This is a genomic window from Shewanella sp. KT0246 (assembly GCF_019654955.1).
GTDB lineage: Bacteria > Pseudomonadota > Gammaproteobacteria > Enterobacterales > Shewanellaceae > Shewanella > Shewanella goraebulensis.
This window is the reverse complement of record NZ_BPEV01000069.1, coordinates 1-9,794: the sequence shown is the minus strand read 5'-3', so window position 1 is coordinate 9,794 and position 9,794 is coordinate 1. Positions and strand designations below refer to the sequence as shown.

At 39.1% G+C, this 9,794-nt stretch carries 9 protein-coding genes; 3 read left to right on the top strand and 6 right to left on the bottom strand.

The annotated features are described in order from the left end of the window. Together K5Q58_RS20080 and K5Q58_RS20075 are read left to right on the top strand one after the other, a co-directional pair. The coding region (locus K5Q58_RS20080) for an IS3 family transposase (RefSeq protein WP_220755630.1) at window positions 1–92 on the top strand (92 nt) is incomplete at its 5' end. 128 nt (window positions 93–220) lie between these two features. Next, window positions 221–643 carry a DUF6680 family protein gene (locus K5Q58_RS20075; RefSeq protein WP_220755628.1) on the top strand — a complete coding sequence of 141 codons (423 nt, stop codon included), beginning with the start codon at window positions 221–223 and terminating at the stop codon, window positions 641–643. A 128-nt stretch (window positions 644–771) separates the two neighbouring features. On the opposite strand, the gene K5Q58_RS20070 is transcribed toward K5Q58_RS20075, so the two are convergent. The 6 genes from K5Q58_RS20070 to K5Q58_RS20045 all read right to left on the bottom strand — a co-directional run bounded on the left by K5Q58_RS20070 (window position 772) and on the right by K5Q58_RS20045 (window position 8,623). Continuing rightward, on the bottom strand, window positions 772–2,055 hold the full coding sequence (locus tag K5Q58_RS20070) for a CDP-glycerol glycerophosphotransferase family protein (protein ID WP_220755627.1): 1,284 nt from the start codon (window positions 2,053–2,055) through the stop codon (window positions 772–774). Between the two features lie 114 nt (window positions 2,056–2,169). Then, window positions 2,170–2,562, bottom strand: coding sequence for an adenylyltransferase/cytidyltransferase family protein (locus tag K5Q58_RS20065; RefSeq protein ID WP_220755626.1), 393 nt, complete (start codon window positions 2,560–2,562; stop codon window positions 2,170–2,172). A 46-nt stretch (window positions 2,563–2,608) separates the two neighbouring features. Beyond that, window positions 2,609–4,003: a sugar phosphate nucleotidyltransferase gene (locus K5Q58_RS20060; RefSeq protein ID WP_220755625.1), complete on the bottom strand. Its 1,395-nt coding sequence runs from the start codon at window positions 4,001–4,003 to the stop codon at window positions 2,609–2,611. Between the two features lie 8 nt (window positions 4,004–4,011). Continuing rightward, window positions 4,012–5,964, bottom strand: a complete 1,953-nt coding sequence (locus K5Q58_RS20055; RefSeq protein ID WP_220755624.1) for a WecB/TagA/CpsF family glycosyltransferase — start codon at window positions 5,962–5,964, stop codon at window positions 4,012–4,014. A 252-nt stretch (window positions 5,965–6,216) separates the two neighbouring features. Next, on the bottom strand, window positions 6,217–7,275 hold the full coding sequence (locus K5Q58_RS20050; RefSeq protein WP_220755623.1) for a glycosyltransferase family 2 protein: 1,059 nt from the start codon (window positions 7,273–7,275) through the stop codon (window positions 6,217–6,219). A gap of 10 nt (window positions 7,276–7,285) precedes the next feature. Further along, window positions 7,286–8,623 carry an oligosaccharide flippase family protein gene (locus tag K5Q58_RS20045; protein WP_220755622.1) on the bottom strand — a complete coding sequence of 446 codons (1,338 nt, stop codon included), beginning with the start codon at window positions 8,621–8,623 and terminating at the stop codon, window positions 7,286–7,288. Between the two features lie 452 nt (window positions 8,624–9,075). Here K5Q58_RS20045 and K5Q58_RS20040 point away from each other — a divergent pair, with 452 nt between their 5' ends. Then, window positions 9,076–9,435 carry a hypothetical protein gene (locus K5Q58_RS20040; protein ID WP_259651408.1) on the top strand — a complete coding sequence of 120 codons (360 nt, stop codon included), beginning with the start codon at window positions 9,076–9,078 and terminating at the stop codon, window positions 9,433–9,435. Window positions 9,436–9,794 lie beyond the last annotated feature (359 nt).

The following is a 9,794-nucleotide window of genomic DNA, read 5'->3' as shown; positions in this document are numbered from 1 at the left end:
AAGGTTATTTAAACTATTTCTACAATAGACAGCGCCTGCATTCGAGCTTAGGATATAAAACACCTGTTGAATTTGAGCAGAAATTATTTTGAAAATGGACGGTGTCTATTTTATCGGGTGAAGATCAAAGATTACAGTTGGTTTGCGCTTCGCGCAGTTTAGCCTAACTGTATTTTTCCTCTTAGCTTAGCGTTAGTTGTCTTTAAAGTTTGGAGTCTTAATGGATATCAAGAAGTACTTATATTGTTTTATTTTTCCTGCATTATTTTCCGGTTTAATAGCTGTCCCAGTCACATTTTATATGACTGTTAACTATGAAAAGGAAAGAGTCGTTGCTGAATATAAGTTAGACACTTTTAAAGGTGTTGCCGGCTATAGATATATTTTTAATAAGCCTAATAGTTCTGGTAATGACAAATTTGTATCATCAATGAATCAAGTTCCATTTGCATTTGGCGACTCACCTCTTGTTATAGAAAAGCATGAAGAATATTACAAAATAAGAAGTAATAAATCCTTTGGTGCTCAAGCAAATAATGATGCGTTTATTAAGCTGGTTTATGCAATGATGGACGATCTTGAAATTCCTAGAAAATCTATTGGGGACAACACCCTAGAAAAAGTATTTACCATAGGCAACTAACAAGAGTTCAAGCTGCCAACTTAACTAGGTACTTTTAACTCATTAATGTCCATTTGTGTTAGCTTTTTTGTACCTTTAATCTAATTAATAGTTGCATGTACTTTTAAAATAGCGGTAACGCTGTAAGCTTATGCGCTGACTAATTTATCAAGTTGAATAAAACTCTCATTATGTTGATATTGCCAATAGAGCTGAGCTAATTCAGCTCTATTTTTTTTGTTTGTTAAAGACGCAATATTGGTATTTTGGCTAAGGTTCTGCAGGTATTCGACGAGTTGCAGGTAGTTTGTTACCACTTCGCCAGCCATCGGTAAATCATCGGCATAGGGGTAACACTGTCTGCTGTCAGATTGGTACTCTTGTTGGTCAAATTGAAAGAATACAATATCAGCTTTGGTTTGTAGCATATCAATGTATAACGATGAATAATCAGTGATCAGTAAGTCGACATCGTTGATAATTTCATAAGTATCTTGCCAGTCCGAAATATTAAGAATATTTGGGTGATTATCTATTGCTTTAGCAAGCTCTGCTTCGTTGGGGTGAAGTCTGAGTAAAAGTAATTGATCGTTTGCAACTAAACATGCAGACAGCGCTTCAAAATCGATGGCTTGCGTGTACGGGTTAATTTTTTGGGACGGATGACTACCGCCAGCTGTCGATGTTGATGAATGCGCTTTAGTGTCATTAAGCAATGTACTGTCTCGCCAAGATGGCGCATATAATAGTACCTGTTTTACTTGATAGGTTTGTTTAAGCCCTTCTATCAATGTGTCATTTTGCTGGTTCGAATGTTGATTCGCTTGCGGGTATCGACGGTAATAGTCAGTACGCGGGTTACCGCTTAAAATCATTTGCTGCAGGTTCATTTTAAATGCACCCGCAAATAGACCCGCCACTAAATCACTTGGAGCAATCATATAATCTGGGCGCACTTTTTGTTGATGAAATTGGGTATTTGAAATGAATTTTTCTTGAAGAGTTTCAGGATGATAAACCTTGAAAAGCGGGCCATTATTAATATCAAACTCGATTCTTTTTAAAGGCGAGCCATGCCATAAGTTTATCTTAATTGCGCCTTTGGCTAGATACTGGTTCACATCGCCAATATAGCTATTATATACGTAATACTTAGCCGTTAACGCATGATAAATTCCTTTTGCGCTCCAGCGGTAATAGGCTTCATAACCTTGATGATTAAGCTGGCTAACTAATGTTTTGTTGCCACTTATCCAAATGGCTCTGATGGTCATTGCTTGCTGCCAATGTAAGAATAAATACTTACTGTTATCGGCAAATTTGTTTTTATAACACCCCATGACCGCTTTACGCGTTCGAGGGCTGAAACCTGCAATGAAATACACGGTTTTAGTCACAACATATCTAATGCAATTGAAAATGAATTGGCTCATGTTATGCCTCCGTGATATTAAAAAATCCTTTAAATACAAAGATAGCATTAATCATCAGCAACGCGACTAGCAAGGGGTATAAATCCTCAAAAAACATCAATGGGTTATGCTAGCTTATAACTTTACCGCCAAATTGTTTTTAATTTCGGTTGTTGAAATATCATCAGTTCGAGTTAAGTACAGTACCTCACATTGGCTTTTAAGGTGGTCAAACTCACCAGCCCAATCATCTCCAATGGCAAATACATCCACGTTATAACGTTCAATATCTGACGATTTTTGCTGCCAGTTTTGCTCAGGAATGACTTTAGTCACAAACTTGCAGGCTGCGATAATTTCGCTTCGTTGTTCAAAGCTGAAAAATGCAGCTTTACCTTTAAGGGCATTAAATTCGTCGGTTGAAACCCCAACAATCAGCTGATCGCACATATTGCTTAAGCGCTCGAGTAATCTAACGTGGCCAAAATGAAATAGATCAAATGTTCCGTAAGTGATGATGGTTTTCATAATAGTATTCCTTTAATGAAGAGACATTTTGATATCGATTTAACCGTTAACTTTTAAATTCAATGGCTGCATTGGATTTATCAAATTGCTTTTGCAACATGTTCACTAGATACAATGGTTTTTTTGATTGCTCGAATTCCATTTCCACCATTTGAACTTCTTCAATTGGCGTATTCTCATTAAAATTTAGCTGCACGGGTCCATAAACTCCGTAGGTGACAGTGCCGTCTGGTTTACTTTGATATTTAGTTGAAGCGCCGAATAAATTGAGGTCACCTTTAACCACTAACCAAATCTGTGGTAATAAAGCAAAGCCAGGGTTCTTGATATTAAACTTATGGGCTTTAACTGGCTGTTGTTCGTTATTAATCACTGTTTCAGAGACAATGGGTTTTCTTGGTTTTAAGATTAACGATCCCAAAAAAAGAGTGAGCAACAGTGGCGATAATAATACGTACAGCATTAGCAACACGCCGCGCTGAAAAATGCCGTTATAGTTGGTCGCTTCTTGGGTAGATTTAGCAATTAAGCTTTGATCTTCTACCTTGGTCCAACTGTTAGTCTGCGGGTCGATGATTAAGTCTTGAGAGATAATTTTATTTTCAACACTTAACTGCGGCCCAACATAGGTGTTAGGTAATATAATGCTGTCTTGGATTTGACTGTCTTCAATGAAGCAGTATTCTCCAACCACAATTGCGTTAGATAACATAGCCTTATTAGAGACTTTGGTGTATTCACCAATAGCGCCAAAAGCTTGGGTTTCAGATAAATCAGGCAATTGACATTGGGCTTCAACTACTAATTGCTTATGCTTATTTCTGGTATTTATCGCACGGCCTTTAACACCAAATTCTTGGCTGTTAATGACATAGTCTGAAGCTTCAACATAAGCGGCTAGACTATCTATGTAAAAACACTCGCCATGAAGAACCTGCGCCACGCTATTTTTATGGTTTACTTCAGTGGTTTCTAAAGGCCAATTTAGTAATTGGTTATGCTTCCAACCTGCAGGTAACATCATCATTGCTGGATTTCGTTGAGCCATTTTGGCGTGGACAAATTTTGATGGCATCAAGCGTGAAAACTCAATGAAACGTGCTAGGCAAGGACTACGTAGCATATCGCCACGCACAACTAATGCTTGTGTGCTCTTATCAATATTCATCCGTGAAAGTACGTTGTTGACTTGCTCTTCAGGCTTACACAGAAAGTAATTAATGGTTAATCCCCATTGCTCACCATTACCAATTTGCGATTCAATTTTTTTAGCTTCATGACTGATAACCATTTTTACGTCTGTTATTCCAGCTGCAGCTAAGTCCTCTAAGGTATACTCCACTAGGGCTTTATTGGCGAGTGGCAGTAGAGCAGGGCAATACTGCTGATCTAAAGGGGCTAGTTCATTTCCGTTTCTGTTTGCAAATACGATAGCTTGCATAACGTCTCCTAGTAGGCGCCTCGCGCCAAAAGTACTGCTGGAATAGTTTTCAATAACAGAGTGATATCTTCTCTTAGTGACTGCTGGTAGATGTAATCTATGTCTAGCTCTACCTGCTTATCAAAAGGAATATCTGAGCGTCCGCTTACTTGCCATATGCAAGTAATACCAGGTTTAACTCCCAATCTGCGACGATCACTTAACTGATATTGGCTTACTTCATTAGGTAGTGCAGGTCTTGGGCCAACTAGTGACATATCACCCATTAATACATTCCAAAGTTGTGGTAGCTCATCAATTGAAGCTTTACGGATAAGCTTTCCAACACTTGTAATACGAGGGTCTTTTTTCATTTTAAACAGCACGCCACCTTGCATTTCATTGTTTTGTTTGATTTTTTCTAGTCTTGCTTCAGCGTCAATGTACATTGAACGAAACTTCCACATGGTAAAGGGTTGGTTATTTCGGCCACTGCGAGTTTGTGAAAAAAAGATGGCTCCTTTCGATTCAATACGAATACTTAGAGCGGTAAAAAAGAATAATGGCGCTAGTAGGATTAGCAATATGCTAGCTGCAACGATATCGAATGTGCGTTTTGCAAATTGACCACATTTAATACCAAAGAAGTACCAACGACGGCTATTATTCGCGTTAGTTTGCCCTAAAGTTGATTGCATCGGTTGAGGTTGTTTCGCTGACGCGGCGTTACTTGAATTAGTATGGCTAGTAGGCATATTCGTTGAACGTTTTTGCTTTAAAACACGGGCAAGAAATACAGGATTACCCACAACATAGCGTTTCCACATTCTTTTAGGTTCTTGGGCAAGTCTCCATACCCACTCCATACCCACTTGTCTTACTGCAATAGGCGCTCTTGATACATTATTGGCAAAATAATCAAACAAGCCACCGACACCGATAGCTGCGCCGACATTTAACTCTGCTTTGTGCGCGCTAATCCATTGTTCCTGCATAGGTGCGCCCATGCCAACAAGTAACAATTGAGCACCTGATTGGTTAATTTGCTCAATCACTTGTTGCTCAGTCTCTTGGGAAACATTGTCTTGATTTAAATAACCATGATGACAACCCACAATTTTAAGAGTAGGAAATTGCTTGATAAGGTTTGCAGCAGCTTGGTCTGCGGTACCGTCTTTACCGCCTAAGAAGAATAAGCTAATACCTTGTGCCGCTGCTTGCTCACATAAAAGCGGTAACATATCAGTGCCGTTCACATTATCTTTAAGGCCAATATGATGTAGCTGGCAGGCGATACGTATGCCGCTGCCATCTGCAAAAACTTGGTCACATTGATTCATCGTATCGCGGTAGGCTTTATTGGTTGCTGCAATGTTTAAGCAATCAGCATTAACAAAGGCAAACTGTTTAGTTTGTGCTGAGTTAGATGAACGGATTAACAATTCAACACTGTCATTCATGCTGTTGTTATCAATGTTCACGCCTAACAAGTTAAATTGTGCCGGGTAATTAAGTTGAGTGGATACCACAATAAGCTTGCTGAATAAGCACTTTAAAATATTGACCATGTAGCCAAATAAACCGGTAGATGAATGTGAGACAGAATCAATGTGTTGAACCCCCATACGACGATGCATTTGTTCAACAGATAAAATACCAGGACGACAGTTGTTTTGAGTTGTGTCGAATACAGCATATTCAAACGCGCTGCCCAACAAGCCAATATCACCTTTTAGGACGCTATAAAATAAAGGTAATGATTTAAACCGCCCCTGAGTGAATAGGCGAATCGTCACTTCTTTATTATCAGCATGAATATACAGCGTTTCGAAAACAGCGTGCTTTGAGCAAGCTAAGGTGATCACTTTGACTATGAAAATTGGGCTGGCAATCATCATCACGTAAAAAGCGACTATCCAGTCAAACATGAAAATAGTAATGGGAGTGTGGTCGTGAGCTTTTTCATCATGTGCTGTTTTCATATTGGCCTCACAAGGACGATTTTAATAAGTCTGATACCTTGTTAAAGCATGAAGCGTTCCAGTTTTATAATATATTGTTTTATATGGATTTTATGGTGGTTGCTGCGATTTTAATTTGTAGAAAAAAAGCTGACTTTGCAAAATGCGAACGACACTGCAAAGCCAGAATAGGGAGGTTGTTTTCATTTACTGCTGGTCAAATCCTTGCTAAAGCGGCCCAAACTTTTAATACAAGCAGGGACCTTTGGTGAGTTAAAGCTTGTTATCTTGCATAAACTCATTGGTGACACCATCACGAGAAATACGTATTTTTTGAATGACGCTAATACATTTTTGACCAACACCTTCGATGACGATATAACCCCAAGAAGGCATGATCCATTGAGCGTAAGCAGCCACTAAAGTGGTGATAGTGCGGCCTGTTTCCGCTTTTAAAATACTAGGTGAGGTCGAAATCGCTTTGTTGACTAACTCAACCGCCGCTTTACCATCACCTAAACGAATTGCTTGTCTTGAAAGGTAACGTAACTGATAAGCACGTGCAGTTTTTTCATGGCGACCAAGTAAAATTGGCGCAAAATCACGAGCTTTATCAATCATTTTTTCCCACGAAGCGTATTGCTTCATTAGGTTTGCAGATAAACCACCGTGATTTAAGCGGTAATAGGTTAGTGGCTCAGGTAAGCCTTCGATTTTCCAAGATGTGGTTGCAGCAATACGTAACCAACATTCAATATCTTCTGACTGACGGAAAGTTTCATCGAAGTAACAGCTATAGCGTTCAGCAGTACTCATTGATTGGAAACGAATGTCATTCAATGTCGTTCGGCGAATAACTGGCGCACTGCCGTTACCAACCGGATTACGACAAAGTAAATGTGCTGCATCAATGTCAGTAAGTTTAGGCATTTGGTAAAAATCGATAAACTTACCATCGTAATCAATAAAACTTGAGCGCGAAAAACTCAGACCAATTTGGCTATCGCTATCTAAGTGTTGTACGTGGCGAGCAAGTTTTTCTGAATGCCATAAGTCGTCTGAATCGATAAATGCGACAAACTCACCTAATGCATGACGGATACCCGTATTACGCGCTGCAGCTAAACCTTTATTTTTAGCGTGACGAATAATATGTACGCGTGGGTCGCTAATAAACTGCTTACAAATCTGAATACTGCGATCATCACCGCGATCATCAATAATTAATAATTCAAAGTTATCAAATGTCTGGTGCAGTACAGAGTCGATTGCCGCCTTTACAAACTTCTCAACGTTATAAACAGGCATTACTACAGAGATTCTTGGAGTCATAATGTTTTCCTTAACTGTGTTTAACAGTTGATTGACTGAATGAGATGCGGCTGCTGTACCAGCAAAGCCAAGGCATAGTGATTAAATAAGTGACCATCACGCTCATTGCGACAGTGGCTAAGTCGAACTGGCTGGCAATACTGATAACCAGTGTTAGTAGTGCTGTGATGGCGATATTTAGATTGAAGTTCAAACGACTATGGCCATTGGCAAGTAGTAACTGACTTGCCGCTTCAGCCATTGGGCGAACTAAGCCGCTTAAACATAAGAAAACGAAAACTGATAAAGCATCAGTGCTTAACCATTGCTCGCCATATACAAAGGGAACGTAAAGTGGCGCCAAACTGGTTTGCAAGATGATGATTGGGGCTGCGATAGCTGTAATCGCAATAACGCTGTTACGGTATTTTTGCTGAGCAGACTGCTTTTGGTTGTTTTCTGCATCTTTATCACTGCAAAGATGTGAATAAAAAGCAGTGCCGAAGCTTTGCACTAACCCTAAACTGACTCCTAAACTCACGTTGTAAGCAAAAAAGTAAACACCTAATGCTTCAATGCCCATGAAGTACCCAATGACTAGATAATCAATACTTTGTCTTAATGTATTAATTAAGTCGCTTAAGCTCACTGGCACACTGAAGTTAAGTAATGCTTTAACACGTGTTAATGACGTAGGTTGAGCAAAACGAGGTAATGGTGTTGCATTTTTATGGATGTAAATCCACACAAACACCATAACAACTTTAGGGGTAATGATTGCCCAGATACCTAAGCCACTTAGGGCCAAGATTGCGGTTAACACGCCGTCACCGACGGTCTGCCAAAGGTTGGCACTGGCGACTTTACGCATATTGTTATTACGTAAGTTAACTGTGGCGTACAACATGCCAAATGGAAGTAATAAGTAGCTGCTCGCAACAAACAAAATTGGCAGTATTAATTGGGTATCTTGATAGTAATAAGCTAACGGGAAACTGACTAGGCTCATTAATACAAATGCACTAATACAAGATGCGAAGTTAATGGTGTTAGCGCTGGCGACATTATCGGTAAAGTCAGTGTCATTCATACGGATTAATGCAGCTGAGGTGATACGTCTTGTTGGTGTGCAGATTAGTTCGAATAAAGTCAGCACAATGGCAACTTGACCGAATATTTCAGGAGTTAATAAGCGTGCGGTAATAACACTTGCTCCTAATCTCACCACTCGTCCACTGAACTGCGCGCTGGCTAACCATAAAAGGTTTTTACCTAATGAACGAATGCCATGGCTTAGCATCTCATTAAGCGCAAGCTTTTTATTCAGCGATTGCTTCTGTTCAACTTGAAGCTTGGTGATGTTTTGCATAACCGCTACCCTTATTAATGAATTGCAATTTGCTGATTAAAACTAAAAGTAAATTGCTTCGATGCTTAGGTATTACAGTTATCGTGCCAGTTTTTAAATTATTGTTTTATAATGGTTTTGAATGATTTTGTGATTTAAGAGTAAAGTAGGATTAGCAATTCGAGATAATCGTTTCGCAGAATGCAAAATAAGAATTGCTAGATAAAACTGGCGCTAAAGGCTGGGTTCCAAAGGTGATAGCAGTTGTCGAGAGCGGATGTTGCTAGAGGACTTTGATAGCGCATATTTAAAAACGTATATTGATATTGGTGTAATCAAGGGACAAGTATAGCTTGAGCTGAAAACCCTTTAATATTAAAAAAAGATTGTCTTGTTAAGCTAAATCCAGATTTGGAACTGATTTTTGGTTTATAGAAAACGAATAAAATTCATTAATTTAAGGTTAAGGTGATATGAAAAATTCCATGACAGGTGCGGCAATAAGTTTACATGTTAGTTTTGTATTGCTGAGCGGTTGCAGTCAGCAATCAACACCAACAACCGAAAGTAACGCTCATTCTTCCGATGGTGTTAACCTTGTTATCGATAGCGCTGACTCTGAAAGTCGTTGTGATGAAGCATTTTTCAACAAAGTTGAACGATTGGTGATGTCGGGTGACGGTCAAGGCCACGGCCCTGATATAGGCTCTGCAGAGTGGCAATCCGTGATTGAATTTAAACTTGGCGTTCGCGGAGAGGCGCAAGTGCCTCCGAGAGATTCCATTGAATGGTGTGATTATATAAAACAGCAAGTAGTCACAGAAATACCATAATAATTCTGCTTTTTAAATTACTAGGTAAAGAGCCCATTAATATAATTAGATTAAGGGCTTTTTGACGCAGTATTTTTCTATCGATGACTTTATTGTCAAAAATAATGAGAAAGTCTTTCAATCTTTAAGCTGTTTAATCAGCGTCAATATCAGGATATTTTAGGCTTTTAGGTAAAGAAAGGCCTATAGAAGGAGATGGCTTCAAGCTACTTGATACCCCAATTTGTGATTTTGGCTGGAGAACGCTCGAATTTATTTTTAAAGACCCATCTGCTGAAAAATTTACTATGAGCCAGCATCAATTTGCCAGTATGGGCTGCTCTATCAAATGGCGATAATTGAACGTTGTTATAACTAAC